This is a genomic window from Halovivax sp. (assembly GCA_007119345.1).
Lineage (GTDB): Archaea > Halobacteriota > Halobacteria > Halobacteriales > Natrialbaceae > Halovivax.
In genome coordinates, this window is the sequence record SKPV01000164.1 from 1 (window position 1) to 16089 (window position 16089).

Below are 16089 nucleotides of genomic sequence, written 5' to 3' on the forward strand. Positions count from 1 at the left end.
CGGCGTCGGCGGTCGTCGCGGCGCTGTTTTGAGTTCGCCCCGGCGTCGGCGGTCGTCGCGGCGCTGTTTTGAGTTCGCCCGGTCCGCTCGTCACCCGTGCAGCCGGCCCAGCGGCCGGGTGACGAGCAGGTGGTAGTCCTCGTGGGAGTCGTAGCGGGCGAAGACGAGACAGCAGCTGCGTCCCGGGGCCGCGATCGTTCCTCACGGGGCGTCTCGCCACGCATCGAGCCAGATCACGCGGTCCGAGAGTCCGTCCGAAGCGAACGCCTCGACGACGCGATCGACGAGTGCCACGACCTCGCTCGGTTCGGTCCGCACCCAGGCGGGATCTGTATACAGGACGATCCCCGCGTGCCCGCGGTCGTCGGTTAATCTGATGAAGTCCCGATCGTTCGACAGAACCACGTACCCCCGTTCACGACACCAGTCCAGCAGCTCCGCGTCGACCGTCCGTTCTCCGAATCGGTCGTCCGCGCGAACCGTTTCGTATCCGTTCGCCGCCAGCGTCGTCTCGAGAATCCGAGGGACGTGTTCGTCGAGCAGCAGCGCGGTCGTTTCCCCCATCCGTCACTCGGCCGTCTCTGGCGGCCGGAGCGACGTCGCCGCCAGCTCGCGGTCGAGCTCCGCGTGGCGTTCGCGGACGTCCGTCATCTCGTCCGGATTGGCGTAGTAGTACGAGAGGGCGGCGTAGACTTCGTCCAGCCCGATATCGAGCTGATCGGCGACGTCTTCCGGCGAACACGACCCCTCGACAACGAACTCGTATACGTGAAGCACCCCGATTCTGGTTCCCTCGATCCGAGGGTCACCGCCGAGGACGCCCTCGTTCCGGACGATGTCGGTCATACCTCCGGATAGTGCACGATTCCGTATAAACCGACGGGTCGAGTGGGCGCGAACAGCGCCTTCGTCACCGCCGCAGCCACCGCAGCGGTCGCGTCACCGCGAGGTGGTAGTCCTCGTGGGGGTCGTAGCGGGCGAACACTAAGCTGTTGGCCATGACGCTCACGCTCGAACCGGCCATCGCCAGGCCGGCCAGGGCGGGGTTCAGCAGGCCGATCGAGGCGATCGGGATCAGCGTCGTGTTGTAGGCGAACGCCCAGAAGAGGTTCTGGCGGACCTTCGAGATGGTCGCCTCCGAGACCCGAACCGCCTTCAGGACGTCCGCGGGGTCGTCGCGCATCAGGGTGACGTCGGCGCTCTCCAGGGCGACGTCGGTGCCCGAGCCGATGGCGACGCCGACCTGCGCGGCCGTGAGCGCGGGCGCGTCGTTGACGCCGTCGCCGACCATCATCACCCGAGAGCCGTCGGCCTGAAGCGCTTCGACGTGATCGGCCTTGTCCTCCGGGAGGACCTCGGCGCGGACGTTCTCGGGGTCGATGCCGACGCGCTCGGCGACCGCGCGGGCGGTCCGCTCGTTGTCGCCGGTGAGCATCACGACGTCCATCCCGCGCTCGCGCAGGGCCGCGACCGTGCGCGTGGCGCTCTCGCGGACCGTGTCGGCCACCGCGAGCACGCCGACGACGTCGCCGTCCACCGCGACCGGCATCGCGGTCTTGCCCTCGCGTTCGAGTCGGGTCAGGTCGTCCTCCGCCGGCGCCGGGTCGACGCCCTCGTCCGCGAGGAGTTTGCGCCGGCCGACGAGGACGGTCCCGCGGTCGGTCTCCGCGCGGATGCCGTGGCCGGGGACGTTCTCGAACTCGCTGACGCTGTCGAACGCGACGCCGCGTTCTCCGGCACCGTCGACGATGGCGCGGGCGATCGGGTGCTCGGAGTTCGACTCGGCGGCGGCGGCCGCGCCGAGGACGAACTCCTCGCGGGACTCGGCCTCGAGCACGCCTCCGTCCGGGGTCGCGTCGTCGTCCGCTCCGCCGTCGGCGAGTGGTGCTTCCAGCACCACCACGTCCGTCAGGCGCATGTCGCCGTGGGTGAGCGTCCCCGTCTTGTCGAAGACGACGACGTCGATGCCCCGCACCTGCTCCAGGACGTCGCCGCCCTTGAACAGGACGCCGTTGGTCGCCGAGAGCGTCGACCCGACCATCGTCGCCGCGGGCGTCGCGAGCCCCAGCGCGCAGGGGCAGGCGATCAGCAGCGCGGAGGCGAGGACGACCACCGAGAACTCGAGGGTCGTGACCTCGCTCGGGCCGCCCCCGACCATTCCCCAGTGGGGGAGCGCGCCGACGATCGATTCGAGCGTCTCCGGAAACAGGAACCAGATCGTCGCCCAGAAGACGGCGTTGGCGATCACCGCGGGGACGAAGTAGGCGCTCACGTTGTCGACCAGCCGCTGGATCTCGGGCTGGCGCGACTGGGCCTCCTTGACGCGCTCGACGATCTGCTGGATGGCCGTCTCGCGGCCGACCTTCGTCGCCTCGACGTAGAGCACGCCGTTCTCGTTGAGCGTCGCGCCGACGACCTCGTCGCCCTCGCCTTTCTCCACGGGGACCGACTCCCCGGTGAGCATGGACTCGTCGACCGCGCTCTGCCCGCCGACGACGACGCCGTCGGTCGGGATCTTCTCGCCGGGGCGGACCTTCATCACGTCGCCCACTTCGACGGCTTCGACGGGGACCTGGCGCTCCTCGCCGGCCGGCCGGCTCGGTCCGTCGCCGGCTGCACCCTCGCCGGCTGCGCCCTCGCCGTCCGCGTCGCCCTCCCATTCCACGAGCGTGGCCTCCTCGGCCTCCATCTGCAACAGCTCGCGGAGCGCGTTGCCCGCGCGGGCCTTCGAGCGCACCTCGAGCCAGTTGCCGAGGGTGATGAACCAGAGGATGAACGCGACCGCCTCGAAGTAGAGTCCGTCGCCGGGGAGCGCGTTGACGACGACGGCCGTGCTGTAGACGTAGCCGGCGGAGGTGCCGACCGCCACGAGCGTGTCCATGTTGGCCCGCCGGTTGTGGCTCCAGGCGCGCCAGGCGCCCCGGATGAACTCCATCCCGAGCGTGGCCATCAGCGTCGTCGCGAGGACGAACTCGAACCAACCGGGCAGGTGCGCGATCGCCATCGGCACCGGGGAGGCGACGCCGGCGAGGTCGAGCAGCATGTCGACCATCATCGGCACGAACGGTAGCGTCAGCAGCGCGCCGCCGAGCACCAGCCGTCGCTGGCGCCGGAGCTCGCGCTCGACCGCGCGCTCGCGCTGGCTCCCGCCCCGGGTCTCCTCGGTCTCGTCGCGGACGGGTTCGTAGCCCGCCTTCTCGATCGCGGCCGCGATCTCGGCGGGCGAGGCGTCCGCCGGGTTGTACCGAACGCGGGCCTCGTCGGCGGCGAAGCTGACGTCCGCCTCGATCACGCCGGGACGCTCCTCGACGGCCTCGGTGACCGTTCCGGAACAGGTCGAACACGACATGCCCAGCACGGTCAGCTCGACCGACTCCGCCGACGCCTCGTAGCCCGCCGCGTCGATCGTCTCGTAGATCTCCAGGAGCGACGTCTCGTCGGGATCGTACGCGACGGTTCCCTCGTCGGTCGCGTAGTTCGCGCTCACCTCCGAGACGCCCCTGATCTCCGCCACGGCGTCCTCGACGGTTCCGGAACACGTCGAACAGGACATTCCGGTGATCTCGAGGTGCGCTCGCCTGGTGCTCATCGGAGAAATCTACGCGATGGACGTTCAAGCGAGTTATGCCTTCGATCGTTCGGAATAACTGGGGTTGGAATTTGGAAATGAAACTGGTGGTGACGGTGGTCGCGAGGTCGGTGTGGTCACCGTTGACACTCGAGGGCGGGTCGCCGGTCCGTCGACGGCGAGGCGGCTCGATACGGCAGGGTCGAATTCGATCGATGGACGTTCCGCTCGCGGGTCGAATTCGATCGATGGACGTTCCGCTCGCGGGTCGAGTCCGACGCCGCGCCGTCCGACTCCGGATCGAACCCGCTCGTCGGAATCTCGACCGACGTGCCGGCTAGCGCTCCCGGACGCTGACTCGCGGCCCGTCCCGGACCACGACGTCGTACCCGGCGTAGGCGAACTCGACCCGTCGATCGCCGCGGGTCGATCGTCCGTCCCGGTTTTCGAACAGCGAGTCGAGCGCGTCCGGATCGATCGCTTCGTACAGCGGCGGGAGTTCGGTCGGCCCCGCCCGTTCGGCCGCGGCGACGGCCTCGATCACGGCGACCGTCGCCGATCGCCGCGTCGCGGCCCTCCGCTGGCCCGAACTCGTTTCGTTCCCCCCGGCGGTCACCCCGTCGCGTGGTTCAGATACCATGCGCCAACGACTCGCATGGGCAACCTTCTCGCATAAAAGCGCTCCGAAACACGACGCGTGTGATACTCGTTCGTCGTATTTTTTCAACGCTGGTACAGAACGCCCGTCGGCCGTTCGACCGGCGCTCCGCGCCGCCACCGTCCGTTGCCGCCCGTCAGCGTTTCCCGTTTCGATAAGTCAACCACGCGAACGCACCGGCGGCGACCGTCTCGGCGCTCTTCGTGGCGAGGGCGATCGGGTCGTCTCGCAGGTGTTCGAACAGGATCTCGAGCGCCGATCCCTCGTGTCCGTGGTCGTGGTCGTCATCGTGCCCGTGATTGTCGTGTCCGTGACTTTCGTGCTCGTGTCCGTGCCCGGCGTCCTCGAGCCCCAGCACGGACTCCGTCACCCCGAAGGCGTGCCAGTCGGCGTAGGCCACGACGTGGGCTGCCATGAGGATCGCCCCCGCCGCGTACAGCGGCCGCCGCGGCAGGTCCGTCCGCACGATCGCGTAGACGAGGCCGGTGACGAGAGCTGCGGCCAGCACGAACAGCGCGGGCCGAAGCTCGAACGTCCCGCCGGCGAGGACGTCGAAGACTCCGTCGAGCCCGAGCAGGAGGTGAACGATCGCGCTGACGGCGGCGAGACCGACGGCGGCGTACCAGACGGCGGGAGCGCGGCTCATACGCGACGCTTGGGAGGGCCCGGTCTACCCGTTTCTGGTACGAACGCCGAAAAACCGAGGGACACAAGCCGTCCGGACCCGAGGTTCCGCGTAGATGATATTCCGGGCGACGATCGTCCCACCGTCGGCGGATTTCGATCTCCGGGCCGCGGCGACGCCCCACCTCGCCGGAGGGTCGGACCTTCATTTGGCGGGCTTGCTCGCCGTCTCCGCCGTCGGCTCGCTCGTGGTGTTCGCGCTCGCCGTCGGCGCCTTCCGTCGGCGCCGGTCGCTCCCGTACCTGCTGATCACCGCGGCCCTCGGCGCGCTGGTGATGCGGCCGGTCGTCGGCGCCGGCACCCTCCTCGGGGTCGTCCCGATGTGGCACCACCACTTCCTCGAGCACCTGCTCGACGTCGTGATCGCGGCGCTGTTGCTGGCGGCCGTTTTCAGCGTCCGCGCCCTCGACACCGCGCCCGACGCCGGCGCGCGAACGCCCGAAAACGCGGATTCGCGGGGGACCGAGAATGAGTGAGGGGACGACGCTCCTGGGTGGCGGAGGCAGACGATGAGCGAGACGCGCCGACGGATCCGGGACGCCGTCGCCCGCGACCCCGGCATCCACTTCAACGCCATCGTCCGCGACCTCGCCCTCGCGCGGGGCCAGGTTCAACACCACCTCCGGCGCCTTCGCGAGTCGGGATCGGTCGTGCGCCACGAGCGCTTCGGCCGGACCCACTACTACCCGCCGGCGTACGACGAGCGCGAGCGCGACGCGATCGCCGCGCTCCGCCGGGAGACCGCGGCCGCCGTCGTCGCCGCGCTCTGCTCGCGCGGCTCGACCGCGCCGGGCGATCTCGTCGCGACGCTCGAGGTCCCCAGGAGCACGCTCGAACACCACCTCGAGCGCCTGGAGGCCTGCGACCTGATCGAGCGCCGGAGGCTGCCGGGCAACCGCGTCGAACTGGTCCCGGTCGATCACGAGGCGGCGGTCGGCCTGCTCGAAGCGATCGAGACCGATCCGCGGGCCGCGGGCGTCGACCGGTTCGAGCGCCTGGTCGACTCGCTGCTCGAATTCGGCGACGGGAGCGGGCGGTGAGCCGCTCGCTCGCCGCGCGACGTCCGTCTGCGGGCCCCGAGCCCGGATCCCTCCGTCGGGCGGACTCGCCTGCGAGCGACTCGCTCGCACACCGTTCGGCGAGATGGAAAGACAATTCCCTCCCCGTACCAAAGCCCCGCCAAATGCGCATCGCCGTTCCCAACAAGGGCCGCCTGCACGAGCCGTCGATCGACCTGCTGGAGCGGGCGGGCCTCCATCTGGAAAACGGCGCCGAGCGCAAACTCTACGCCGAGACCGTCGACCCCGACGTGACCGTCCTCTTCGCCCGGGCGGCGGACGTCCCGGAGTACATCGCCGACGGCGCGGCCGACCTCGGCATCACGGGCCTCGACCAGGTCCGCGAGTCCGGGCAGGGGAGCGTCATCGAGACGCTGCTCGACCTCGAGTTCGGTCGGTGTCGACTCGTCCTCGCGGCGCCGGAAGACGGCGACATCGACGCCGTAGACGACCTGGAGGGCAAGACCGTCGCGACGGAGTTCCCCCGGATCGCCCGCGAGTTCTTCGACGAGCGCGGGGTCTCGCCCGCCGTCGTGGAGGTTTCGGGCGCGACCGAACTCACCCCGCACGTCGAGATGGCCGACGCGATCGTCGACATCACGAGCACCGGGACGACGCTCGCGGTCAACCGGCTCGCGATCGTCGAGGAGGTCCTCGCCAGCTCGGTGCGGCTGTTCGCCCGCGAGGACGTCGTCGACGACTCGAAGGTCCGGGAGTTGCAGACGGCGCTCTCCTCGGTGCTGGCTGCCGACGGCAAGCGCTACCTCATGATGAACGTTCCCGAAGACCGCCTCGAGGAGGTCCGCGAGGTCATCCCGGGCCTCGGCGGACCGACGATCATGGACATCGCCAACGGGGGCGACAAAGTAGCGGTCCACGCCGTCGTCGACGAGCGCGACGTCTTCGAGACCATCAACGACGTCAAACGGCGCGGCGCGAGCGGCATTCTGGTGACCGAGATCGAGCGTCTCGTGGAGTGAGTCGGATCCGAACGGGTCGTCGTCCGACCGCCGTCGGGCGGACGGCGCGGCCGACCGCTCGATCGACTCGCCGCGGGGCCGATCGACCGCTCGATCGCCCGGCCGGCTGCGGACCCGACCCACGCCCCTCCGTTCCACTGACGTGAGATTTCACTCTCGCGCCGCTCTCGACCGATTAGTCGAAGAAACTGAACGTTTAGCCGGAGCAACGGAAGATATATGCCGGTAGTCGCGTATTACAACTCGACTCAATGGACGACGCGCCCCCTTTCGCCGATCGCTTCGACGATCCCCGGGTGACCCCGGAATTCTGTCGGCGCGTCCCCGGTGCGGACGGCGACGTGATCCTCCTCGGCGTGGTCCACGACCACCCCGCGAGCGTCGGCCGCGTGGGGACCGTCCTCGATCGCGTCGACCCCGCGGTGCTCGCGGTCGAACTTCCCTCCGCGGCGGTCCCGCTGTATCGAACCTACGCCCGCGAGACCGACGACGCCGGTCGACCCCGGTTCGGCGGCGAGATGAGCGCCGCGATCGCCGCCGCCGGCGACGCCGAGGTCGTCGGCATCGACGCGCCGAGCTGGTCGTTCTGCCGACGGCTCGCCACCAGGCTCGTGGCCGACCGCGTCGCGGGCGCGACCGCCCGTCGGCTCCTCTCGAGCCTCGGCGGCGCGACCCGGACGGCGCTGTCCTGCCGGCTCGCGGCGACGCTGACGAACGCCACGTCGATGACCGTCGCGGCCGACGACCCGATCTCCTACGACTGCTCGCACGCCGATCCGCCGACGCGTCAGGCCGCACACGAGCGGAGTCACGTCGCGGGCGTGCGGGCGCTCTTGCGGTCCGGCGAACCCGGCGCCGTCACCTACCGGGACGAGACCCGGGAAGCCTGCATGGTCGATCGCCTCCGCGCGCTCCGCGAGCGCGGCGACGTGGTCGTCGTGGTGGGCGTCGACCACCTGGAGCCGCTCGCCGAGGCGCTGACCGGGCCGGAGGAAGCGGACTGAAAACGGATCGGCCGCGCCGGATGCGGCGGCGATCAGATCGGCGGTTCGATCAGGATGCGGCCGTCGGCGTAGACGAAGACCCGGTACGCGCCGACCGGAAAGGCGACGACGCCGCCGGTGCGCCGGCGGCCGTCGCGGGCGTCCCGGAAGATGGCGTCGAGCGCGTCCGGATCGACGCGGTCGTACAGCGAGAACGAGCCGTCGGTGACGTCGACGCCCGTCGCCTCGGCGATCGCGTGCGCGACGGTGGCGTGTCGGTCGGCCGGCCCGTCGGGGTCGTGTCTGGCCTCGTAGATTCGCTCGACCGCGGGCGACGGGCCGATTCGGGGGACGGGTGTGTGCTGGCCGTGCGTGCGCCGGTGGCTTCGCTCGGCGATTCGGGACGAAAAGCGTACCCGTTCACCAGTGCAACGAGGCGGACCTCGTCGGGATGCGCCGTCGCCCCCTCGATCCGATCGACCGGTCGGGCGGTTCGACCGGTCGGGGTTCCTTCGTATCGGTCGGGCGGTTGGACCGGTCGGGGTTCGTTCGGATCGGTTCGCCGGTTCGACCGGTCGGCGGGCGGGCCTCGCCGACGGCTCACCGTCGCAGCGTGGAGATGCAGTTCCAGCAGTAGGTGAACGTCGAATCCGACTCGTTCGGCGCGCCGCAGTGCGCGCAGTCGACGGTCTCTCCCTCGAGGTCGAGTTCGTACTCATCGCGGTACCGGCGGTCGCCGTCGACGTCCTCCGCGCCGCGGCGAGAACTGTCCGTCGGCGTCCCGTAGCGGGTGCCGGCGAGGCTCCCGTCCGTCAGCGACGGCGCGGTCGGCCGGTCGTCGCCGTCCCGACGGACGTAGTAGTAGTAGAGCGCCAGGTGTAACAGCGCGAACAGGAGGACGTATCCCGCGAGCCAGCCCCAGAGCTCCATCGGTATGTCATAGGTTCGCATCGTACTTGGCTATTCCCCGTGTCCATGCGGGCAGCGGGCTCGTAACCGGCGATTACCGGTGTCGGCGCGGCGGGTTTGACCGCCGTTTACGGGCCGGGGTGGAGCGGTCGTCGGCGACCGGTCCGGGGCGATCGGCGGGCGCCTCGAGAGCGCCGTCGCGGCGGTCGAACCCGCTCGGTCGGTGTCGAGGACGAACCCGCTCGGTCGGTGTCGAGAACGAATCCGCTCGGTCGGTGTCGAGGACGAACCCACGGCTTCGGTGGCCGAACCCGGAGCCGCGGCGCGGGCGGGAGGTCGGCGTCGCGCGGGGCTCGTCCGCGCTCAGTTCGGCGGCGTGCGGTCGCGCCGGAACTCGTCGAAGGTCTCGAGGTCGTCGGGGAGGTCGTACTCGATTCGTCGCTCCCGTTGGCGATCGACGCCGGCGTCCTCGATCGGCGTCGCGACGTCCTCCCAGCCGGGTTTGATCTTGACGCTCTTGGCGGGCATCCCGACGGCGATGTGGTGGGCGGGGACGTCGTGCTGGACGATCCCGCGGGCGCCGACGATGGCGTTCTCGCCCACCTTACAGCCCGCGCGAACCATCGCGTCGTAGGTTACGCGGGCGTCGTCCTCGACGATCGTGTGGTAGTTTCTGACCGCGGTCTGGTCGACGACGTCGTGGTCGTGGCTGTAGACGTGGACCCCGTCCGAGATCGACACGCGGTCGCCGATCGTCAGCTTCCCGCGGTCGTCGAGGTGGACGTCGTCGTGGATGACGGTGTTGTCGCCGACGGCGATGTTGTGGCCGTAGGTGAACGTGATCCCCTTGAAGAATCGGCAGTTCTCCCCGCACTCGGCGAAGAGGTGGGTCGCGAGCATCCGGCGAAAGCGCAGGGCGAACTCGACGTTGTCGGCGATCGGGAGGCTGTCGAACTGGCGCCAGAGCCACTGGAGGTGTTTCGACCGCGTGAACGCGTCCTCGTCCTTCTCGGCGTAGTACTCGCTCTCGAGGGTCGTGTTGCACGGGTCGTAGCTCGACAGGCGGACCCGCTCTGCGGGGGAGAGGTCCCCGCCCGCTTGCCAGCGCTCGTAGGCCTCCCGGTCGCCCGAGAGCTCGCACAGCACGTCCGTGACGACCGAACAGGTGTCCTCGTCGCCGGCGAGCCGTCGGTCGACGTCGCCCACGAACTCCTCCATCGCCGACTCGGCCTCGTCGGGGAGCGAGACGTGCCGCTTGGTCATACGCCGACTATTCGCCCCCGAAGTGATATGGGTTCGGTTGTCCGGCCGCGGTTGCCGCGTCGGATCGGGGGACCGAACGCGATCGCGGGACGCGCCGAGCGGCGACCGCTTTCGCACACCTTACGGTCCCGCGCTGCGAACCCCTTTCCATGCACCGTCGAGAACTCGGGAACTCGGGCGTCGAGGTCAGCGAGGTCGGCTTCGGCGCGTGGGTCGTCGGCACCGACTGGTGGGGAGACCGCTCGGAGGACGACGCGATCGAACTCGTCCGCCACGCCCTCGACCGCGGGATCACCTACGTCGATACGGGCGACGTCTACGGCCACGGCCGCAGCGAGGAGCTGCTCGCGAGGGCCCTCGAGGGCCGGCGCGACGAGGTGACCCTGGCCACCAAGATCGGCTACGACTTCTACGACAACCCGCAGGCGGGCCACGGCGAACTCCCCAAGGAGATGGATCCGGAGTACCTCCGAGCGGCGTTCGAAAAGAGCCTGGAGCGCCTCGACGTCGAGTACGTCGACGTCCTTCAGCTCCACAACGCCGACGTCTCCGAGATGAGCGACGACGTCCTCGAACTCCTGGACGAACTCGAGGAGGAGGGACTGATCCGCGCCCGCGGGCTCGCGCTCGGCCCCTCGATCGGCTGGCTCGCCGAGGGCGACTTCGCCATCGAGAACGAGTTCGACTCCGTCCAGCTGGTCTGGAACGTCCTCGAACAGGAGGTCGGGAACCACTTCCTCGAGACGATCGAGCGGACGGGCTCGTCGACCAGCCTGATCCCCCGGGTTCCCCACTCCTCGGGCATTCTGAACGAGCAGGTCACGCCCGACACCGAGCTCGACGCCGGCGACCACCGCGGCTTCCGGCCCGACGCCTGGTACGAGACGGGCTGGGAGAAGCTCGAGAAGCTTCGATTCCTGGAGCGCGCGGAGCCACGCGCCGCGGATGACTCGAGCGGACGGCGTCCGCGAGAGCGCGACGGGGAGCGCACCATGGGACAGGCGTCGATCGCCTGGCTGCTGTCCCACGACCCCGTCGCGAGCGTCACGCCGACGTTCCGCACGAAAGGTGACGTCGACGAGTGGGCCGCCGCGAGCGAGGTGCCGCCGCTCTCGGACGAGGAGGTCCAGCGCGTCGCCGAACTCTACGAGCGCGACTTCGGGATCGACCGCGACGACGGGATGGATTCGCTTCGATCGTCCGTCGACGGCGCGGACATCGAGGCGGCCGGCCTGGACAAGCTGGCGGCGGACTGACCGCGCCGAGGGCGGGGCCGACGGCGGACTGACCGCGCCGAGGGCGGGGCCGGCGGCGGACTGACCGCGCCGACGGCGGGCGTACCGCCGATCCGGATCACAAGCGACTTATTCGCTCGCTAACTGGTTACGGAATCCGTGAGCACCACCCACGTCAACCGCGACGACGTCGAGCGCCGCCTCGACCGACTCCGGGAGGAGTACGGCGAGTTCGCGGTCGTCGAGTGCGACGAGCTGGTACCCGGCGAGCGGTTCGACCGTCTCCACGAGCACGCTCGGGAGGGCTACACCGGCGGCGGCTACGCCTGGATCGTGCGCGGGCCGGACGACGCCCCTGCGCTCGCCGACTCGATGCCGGCGGACGCGCACGAGGCCGGCCCCGTCGTCTGCATGATCCTCAGCCGCGGGGACGACGATCGATGGGGGATCCCCGGCGGCGGTCGCGAGACGGGCGAGACCTACGAGGCGGCCACGATCCGCGAGGTGCGCGAGGAGGTCGGCCTCGAGCTCGAGCTCGGATCGCCGTTTCTGGCCTATCGGGCCACCCACGAACCCGACGACGGCCGTGCGGTCCGGCTGCACACCCTGTGGGTGTGTTTCGACGCCGGCTACGCGAGCGGCCACCTCGAGATCCTGCCCGGCGAGCTCCGCGGGGCCGCCTGGCTGGCGGAACCGCCTCGGAGTCTGGGGCCGTTCGGCCAGTTCCGGGGGACCGAGTGGTGGGACGACTACGAGCCCGCGGAGCCGTGGTGGGAGAATCCCGAACCGAATCCGTACGACCCGGGGAACTGACCGATCCCGCCGTCTCTCGTCGACACGTCTCACCGCCGCCCGGGACGGGGAAGTCGCCGATCGCGAACGGGACGGTTCGCACGTCGACGGCGGCGACGACCGATCGCACGACGTCTCGCCGGCGGCTGGCGTCTCCTGCCGTCGTCGCCGTCCGGTCTCGGTCGTCAGGGCGCGTCCGCGGTCGCTTCGACCAGCAGCGACTTCGCGCGCGACCGAAACCGCTCTCGAATCGTCGCCGACGGCTCGGGACCGAGGTCGTATCCGACGTCTGGCGGGGCGTCGGCCCACGAGGCGTCCTCGAGGAGCTCGTTCGCCTCGTAGGCGAGCAGGCGATCGTCCGCGGCCATCACGCGCTCCCACTCGGCGGTCGTGGGCGGTTCGATCGCCAGCGCCTCCCAGACGCTCTCCAGGATGCGGTCTTCGGCGGGCTGAATCCGTTCGAGCCTGGCTTTCAGCGGTCGCGGGATGTCCCCCAGGTAGGCCTCACCCGCGTCGTGGAGCAGGCCGATGAGCTGGAGTCGGGGCTCCTCGCGGGGCAACTCGCGACTGACGTTGAGCGAGTGGTGGGCGACGCTGTAGAAGTGCTTGCAGTGGCCGCCGAACCGGCAGGTGTGGGACAGTCCGGCGGCGACGTCCCGGAGGTGGACGTCCGTCGGAGACACGTCGAACGGATCGACCCGCCGACCCGAGTAGGTCACGATGAACGTCTCGTCCGTCGATACGACCATGCCGGGACGTGGAACCGATCGATAATGGTCTTTGTCGTGGTCGGAGCGGGGACTCACTCGTACCGGAGCGCCTCGATCGGGTCCGTCCGCGCCGCCCGCCAGGCCGGGTAGAGGCCGGAGGCGACGCCGACGACGACCCCCACGACGATCGCGAGGACGACGTACTCGTAGGGGTAGACCAGCGGCAGGCCGACGTACCAGGCCCCCAGGTAGCCGGCGAACAGGCCGAGCGCGGTGCCGAGGACCGCCCCGACCACGCCCAGGATCACCGCCTCGGCCAGGAAGAGCCCGAGCACGTCGCGGTTCTGGGCGCCGACGGCCTTCATGATCCCGATCTCGCGGGTGCGCTCGGTCACCGAGACGAGCATGATGTTCGCGATGCCGATCGAACCGACCAGCAGCGAGATGGCGGCGATGCCCACGATGAAGTTCTGCAGCAGGTCGAGAACGTCCTGGAGCTGCTGGAGGAGTTCGGTGCTCGTCTGGAGGGTGACGGCGAGACCCCCGGCGTCCAGTAGCCGGCCGGCGTCGGAGTCGTCGCTTTCGAGGTACTCCCTCGCGCTCTCGCGCGCGCGGTCGACCGCCGCGTCGTCGGCGGATTCGGCCTCGACGACGATCGCGAGGAAGAGCGTCCCCTCGGCCGACCCGTTCTCCCCGGCGGCCTCGTCGCCATCGTCTTCCTCGTCGCTAGCCCCCGGCATCGCCCCGGCCAGGTCCTCCGTGTAGTACGGGTCGGTCGGGACGTAGACCCGCGGAGAGGGATCGAACCCCTCGAACGGGCTCAGTCCCTCGACGGTCTCGGTGACGCCGACCACCGTCACGGTCGTCCGCTGCCCGCCCTGGAGCGCGACGGTCAGCTCGTCGCCGACGGAGACGTTCTCCTCGAACTGCTCCGCGACGGCCGGGTTGACGACCGCCTCCCGTTCGCCGGGTTCGAACTGTCGCCCCTCCTCGAGGGTCTCGTCCCTGATGTAGGAGGGACCCGTGGCGACGAGCGCGTCGCCCTGGGGTGAGACCTCATCCCCGTAGACGAGCGCCTGCGTCGGGAGCGTGGCGTAGCCGTAGGCCGCCTCGATGTCCTCGCGGTCGTCGAGCGTCTCGACGTCGGACTCGCTGAACACGGGCTGGGCGCCGGCCAGCGGTCCGCCCTCGGTGTCGGGATCGGCGGCCCAGCCGTAGACGTTGCGCTGATCGTCCGGGCTGATGTCGCCGATGAGGCCGACCTGGAGGCTCGCCCCCAGCGTGACGAACGCGATCACGGCCGCGACGCCGATGACGATGCCGAGCGCCGTCAGCGCCGACCGGAGCCTGTGGCCGGTGATGGCCCGCCACGCGAGCCGCAGGGACTCGACCGGGCGCATCAGTCGCGATCCTCCGGGGGATCGTCGAGCGGGCGGTCGCTCTCGGGGTCGTCGACCGTGCCGTCGATCTTGCGGTCGTCGAGCGGGCGGTCGCTCTCGGGGTCGTCGCGCTCGGGGTCACCCGCACCGACGCCCGCGTCCGTCGCCCCGACCGCCCCGAGCTCGTCGATCCGCTCGATCCGCCCGTCGAGCAGGTGGACGATCCGCTCGGCGCGCTCGGCGACGTGGCGCTCGTGGGTGACGACGACCATCGTCGTCCCGGCGTCGTGAAACTCCTCGAAGAGGTCGAGGATGTCGGCTTCGGTCTCGGTGTCCAGGTTGCCCGACGGCTCGTCGGCCAGCACGAGCGCCGGGTCGTTCACCAGCGCCCTGGCCAGCGCGACCCGCTGGCGCTGGCCCCCGGAGAGCTCGCTGGGCAGGTGATCCGCCCGGTCGGCGAGGCCGACCCGTTCGAGGAGCTCTCGAGCTCGATCGCGGCGCTCGTCCCGCTCGACGCCCTGGAACAGCTGGGGCAGCGCGACGTTCTCGAGGGCGGTCAGTCGAGGCATCAGGTTGAACGTCTGGAAGACGAAGCCGACCTGGGTACCCCGCAGGCGCGTCCGCTCGCGCTCGTCGAGGCTCGTCACGTCACGCCCGTCGATCGCGACGGAACCCGCCGTCGGCGTGTCGAGACAGCCGACGAGGTTCATCAGCGTCGACTTCCCGGAGCCGCTCGGCCCCATGATCGCGGTGTACGATCCGCGCGGAATCTCGAGGGAGACGCCGTCGAGCGCGTGGACCGGCTCGCCCAGCTGGTACGTTCGCCGGACGTCCTCGAGGGCGACCGCGGTGCCGGTGGGGGACATGCGGGGTTGGACCACAGCGCCGCCGAAAAAGATTCGCGCCGACGTTACCCTCGGAACGCCCGTCGAGGCGGACGGCGGGGAGGGGTCGCCCGGCTGCGGCCGCTCGACACCGCCGCCGCACCGTCCGCCGACGACGCCGTCGCCGATCGCGCGGCCGCGGCGTCGAGGCGCTCTGTCCGCCGAACGATCCCGACGCGCATTTCGACGAACGCCGCCACCGGGCAGACCCGCTGACCGAGGTCTCGGGATCCCGGACCGTCAGGTCGCCCGTCCCGCGTCGGCGCTGCCGATCACTTCGACAGCGCCCGTTCGACGGCGCTCGCCACGCTCGACGCCTTCTCGGCCAGCGCCTCGCTCACCAGCCCCGCCTCGACCGCCTCCGCGAGCTCGTCCTCGTCGACGATCTCGACCGTCCCGTCGGGCAGCCGGATCACGTCCACGTAGAGGTCGACGTACCGGGCCCGGTCGGGGAACAGTTCCACGGGCGTGCAGATGTTCACGTACGTCCCCTTCACCTCGCCGTCGGCGGACCTGTACGTCGTCGGGTACCACCGGCGCCCCTCGCGGAGCTTCGTCACGGCGACGTCGCCGGCCTCCTTGGGGACCTCGAGCGCGTCGTAGGTGCCGCCGCCGCGCATGGAGCGCTCGAGCGTGATCGAGCCGTCGGCGTCCCACTCGGTCACCTCCCCGGAACCGAGGGTGATGAGCCGCCCGTCGGGCTTGCCGTGACCGAGCGAGAGCCGGTCGCCCGCCTCGGGGCCGAACTGGCGGGCGACCGCGGCGAAGGGGAGGTCCGCGTCGGCGTCGAACGGGGTTTCGGAGCCGGTCGCGAGGTCCCCGCAGACGGCCTCGGCGAAGTCCACCGCGGCGCTCGCGGCCCGATCGGCGGCCTTGATCCGGTGGTGGCCGGGCATCGTCGTCTCGACCGCGCGGCGGGCCTCGTCGAGGGCGAAGCGGGCCTCGCGGCCGAACCAGACCCACGCGGTCGCCCGCGGCGCGGCGAG

At 70.5% G+C, this 16089-nt stretch carries 18 protein-coding genes; 6 read left to right on the forward strand and 12 right to left on the reverse strand.

All coding sequences use genetic code 11. The features are described 5' to 3' along the window. Positions 1-201: 201 nt before the first annotated feature. The 5 genes from QZT59_RS11115 to QZT59_RS11135 all read right to left on the reverse strand — a co-directional run bounded on the left by QZT59_RS11115 (position 202) and on the right by QZT59_RS11135 (position 4872). A complete protein-coding gene (locus QZT59_RS11115) occupies positions 202-564 on the reverse strand; it encodes a DUF5615 family PIN-like protein (protein ID WP_290815866.1) in 363 nt (120 codons plus the stop codon). A gap of 3 nt (positions 565-567) precedes the next feature. Continuing rightward, entirely contained in the window at positions 568-846 is a 279-nt protein-coding gene (locus tag QZT59_RS11120; RefSeq protein WP_290815868.1) for a DUF433 domain-containing protein, read from the reverse strand. A 64-nt stretch (positions 847-910) separates the two neighbouring features. Then, positions 911-3589 carry a heavy metal translocating P-type ATPase gene (locus QZT59_RS11125; protein WP_290815870.1) on the reverse strand — a complete coding sequence of 893 codons (2679 nt, stop codon included), beginning with the start codon at positions 3587-3589 and terminating at the stop codon, positions 911-913. Between the two features lie 316 nt (positions 3590-3905). Next, the gene (locus tag QZT59_RS11130; protein WP_290815871.1) at positions 3906-4208 is read right to left on the reverse strand and encodes a HalOD1 output domain-containing protein; all 303 of its coding nucleotides are present in this window, start codon (positions 4206-4208) and stop codon (positions 3906-3908) included. A 154-nt stretch (positions 4209-4362) separates the two neighbouring features. Continuing rightward, positions 4363-4872 carry a hypothetical protein gene (locus tag QZT59_RS11135; protein WP_290815874.1) on the reverse strand — a complete coding sequence of 170 codons (510 nt, stop codon included), beginning with the start codon at positions 4870-4872 and terminating at the stop codon, positions 4363-4365. 94 nt (positions 4873-4966) lie between these two features. Between QZT59_RS11135 and QZT59_RS11140 the strand changes: the two genes are divergently transcribed. From QZT59_RS11140 to QZT59_RS11155, 4 genes are all read left to right on the forward strand, one after another. Further along, positions 4967-5386: a hypothetical protein gene (locus QZT59_RS11140; RefSeq protein ID WP_290815876.1), complete on the forward strand. Its 420-nt coding sequence runs from the start codon at positions 4967-4969 to the stop codon at positions 5384-5386. A gap of 33 nt (positions 5387-5419) precedes the next feature. Next, entirely contained in the window at positions 5420-5950 is a 531-nt protein-coding gene (locus QZT59_RS11145; protein ID WP_290815878.1) for an ArsR family transcriptional regulator, read from the forward strand. A 143-nt stretch (positions 5951-6093) separates the two neighbouring features. Continuing rightward, the gene (gene hisG, locus QZT59_RS11150) at positions 6094-6948 is read left to right on the forward strand and encodes an ATP phosphoribosyltransferase (protein WP_290815879.1); all 855 of its coding nucleotides are present in this window, start codon (positions 6094-6096) and stop codon (positions 6946-6948) included. Between the two features lie 251 nt (positions 6949-7199). Continuing rightward, the gene (locus tag QZT59_RS11155) at positions 7200-7952 is read left to right on the forward strand and encodes a hypothetical protein (protein ID WP_290815881.1); all 753 of its coding nucleotides are present in this window, start codon (positions 7200-7202) and stop codon (positions 7950-7952) included. Between the two features lie 32 nt (positions 7953-7984). Here QZT59_RS11155 and QZT59_RS19155 read toward each other — a convergent pair whose 3' ends face one another. From QZT59_RS19155 to QZT59_RS11170, 3 genes are all read right to left on the reverse strand, one after another. Then, positions 7985-8650, reverse strand: a complete 666-nt coding sequence (locus QZT59_RS19155) for a HalOD1 output domain-containing protein (protein ID WP_343195759.1) — start codon at positions 8648-8650, stop codon at positions 7985-7987. After that, the gene (locus tag QZT59_RS11165; RefSeq protein ID WP_290815906.1) at positions 8532-8861 is read right to left on the reverse strand and encodes a hypothetical protein; all 330 of its coding nucleotides are present in this window, start codon (positions 8859-8861) and stop codon (positions 8532-8534) included. Before QZT59_RS11165 ends, QZT59_RS19155 begins: the two co-directional genes overlap by 119 nt. Positions 8862-9203: 342 nt before the next feature. Further along, positions 9204-10103 (reverse strand): acyltransferase, encoded by a 900-nt coding sequence (locus QZT59_RS11170; RefSeq protein ID WP_290815883.1) that lies wholly within the window; start codon positions 10101-10103, stop codon positions 9204-9206. Positions 10104-10252: 149 nt separating this feature from the next. Between QZT59_RS11170 and QZT59_RS11175 the strand changes: the two genes are divergently transcribed. Both QZT59_RS11175 and QZT59_RS11180 read left to right on the forward strand, forming a co-directional pair. After that, positions 10253-11359: an aldo/keto reductase gene (locus QZT59_RS11175; protein ID WP_290815885.1), complete on the forward strand. Its 1107-nt coding sequence runs from the start codon at positions 10253-10255 to the stop codon at positions 11357-11359. Positions 11360-11497: 138 nt separating this feature from the next. Further along, on the forward strand, positions 11498-12151 hold the full coding sequence (locus QZT59_RS11180; protein WP_290815888.1) for an NUDIX hydrolase: 654 nt from the start codon (positions 11498-11500) through the stop codon (positions 12149-12151). Between the two features lie 164 nt (positions 12152-12315). On the opposite strand, the gene QZT59_RS11185 is transcribed toward QZT59_RS11180, so the two are convergent. The 4 genes from QZT59_RS11185 to QZT59_RS11200 all read right to left on the reverse strand — a co-directional run. Then, on the reverse strand, positions 12316-12879 hold the full coding sequence (locus QZT59_RS11185; protein ID WP_290815891.1) for a hypothetical protein: 564 nt from the start codon (positions 12877-12879) through the stop codon (positions 12316-12318). Positions 12880-12932: 53 nt separating this feature from the next. Continuing rightward, entirely contained in the window at positions 12933-14240 is a 1308-nt protein-coding gene (locus tag QZT59_RS11190; protein ID WP_290815894.1) for an ABC transporter permease, read from the reverse strand. Next, positions 14240-15085 carry an ABC transporter ATP-binding protein gene (locus QZT59_RS11195; RefSeq protein ID WP_290815897.1) on the reverse strand — a complete coding sequence of 282 codons (846 nt, stop codon included), beginning with the start codon at positions 15083-15085 and terminating at the stop codon, positions 14240-14242. The genes QZT59_RS11190 and QZT59_RS11195 overlap by 1 nt, the downstream gene beginning before the upstream one ends. A 290-nt stretch (positions 15086-15375) precedes the next feature. Continuing rightward, the coding region (locus QZT59_RS11200; protein WP_290815900.1) for a DUF402 domain-containing protein at positions 15376-16089 on the reverse strand (714 nt) is incomplete at its 5' end.